We start from the raw sequence: 1,291 nt of genomic DNA, 5'->3' as shown, positions 1-1,291 counted from the left end.
GCCCGGTGCAATACCGGACTCATTTGGATCAAGCTGCCTAATGAAATAACCGTGTCTAACTTTTAGGGGTCACTTCAGTAAATTTGTGCTCTTTTTTTATCCCGCTATTTGTGGGAGCCTTACTGCCCGTAAACGCCTGATTGGTGTGGACTAATAATCAGCTGGGGATGCACCTCAACACTGATTAAAGTTTCACTTTATTTTGTAGGAATAAAGAAAACAGATATAGCTGCGATAAGACCTGCAAAAGAGAATAAGTAAAAATTCCATGCTAAGTTATATTGCATTGTCATAATAATACCGACAAGAATAGGTCCAGCAATTGCACCAACTCGGCCAAGTCCAAGTCCCCAGCCTAAGGAGGTAGCTCGTATATGTGATGGGAAGTATTGTGTTACATAAGCATTTAATATTTGAGTAATACCGACTGATCCAATTCCAGCAAGACCAATTAAAAGATAAATGATTGTAACAGATGGTTTAATTGTTAGTAGTCCAATACATATGGCTGCCATAAGATAGGAGATGCTAATAACAATTTTTGCTCCTATACGATCGGCAATCGCCCCGGCAAATAATGCGCCGATAGCTGCAGTAATATTTAGCATAAGTAGAAATGATAAACTAGATCCAAGAGGATATCCTGCCTGACGCATCATCTGTGGTAACCAAGTATTTAAACCGTATATTAAAAACATTCCCATTATATAAGTGATCCAAAAAAGTAGCGTTGCTTTTATGTATTCTTTTGAGAATAACGTAAGAAATCCATTTTTCTTTTGTATATTAGATGGTGCTTCGGAAATTTCATCTTTTACATGGAATTCAATTTGAAAGCGATTAAGAATTTTGTTCACTTCTTCTTGTCGATTCCGCGACAATAAAAATTGAATGGACTCAGGTAAATAACGAATAATGAAAGGAATGAGGAGTAGCGGAATCATGCCGATGCCAAACATAATTCTCCATCCGAAATCTTCTAACATAAACATGGATAAAATAGCACCTAACACGATACCTAAAGGATAGCCGGTAAACATAAGAGCATAAATAAAAGATTGTCGTTTTTTTGGTGAATATTCAACAGTAAGTGCGGAAGCTGTTGGGATAACACCGCCTAATCCGATTCCTCCGATAAATCGAGATAGCCCAAATAATTCAGGAGAAGGAGCAATTGCAGCTAAGCCCATTGTGATAGAAAAAAGAACTAAACAGCATATAAGTGTCCACTTTCGTCCAATTAAATCTGTAATGGTTCCGACTAGAATAGCGCCAATAAACATCCCAAATA

General features: G+C 37.4%; 1 protein-coding gene. It reads right to left on the bottom strand.

Features of this window, described 5'->3' with window-relative positions; genetic code table 11:
* Positions 1–197 precede the first annotated feature (197 nt).
* The coding region (locus JDS92_RS30005) for an MFS transporter (protein ID WP_242476059.1) at positions 198–1,291 on the bottom strand (1,094 nt) is incomplete at its 5' end.

Origin of the sequence: Bacillus cereus group sp. N12 (genome assembly GCF_016483575.1) — a bacterium.
Lineage (GTDB): Bacteria > Bacillota > Bacilli > Bacillales > Bacillaceae_G > Bacillus_A > Bacillus_A toyonensis.
The sequence above is the reverse complement of the archived record's forward strand: the minus strand, read 5'-3'. Positions and strand labels throughout refer to the sequence as shown.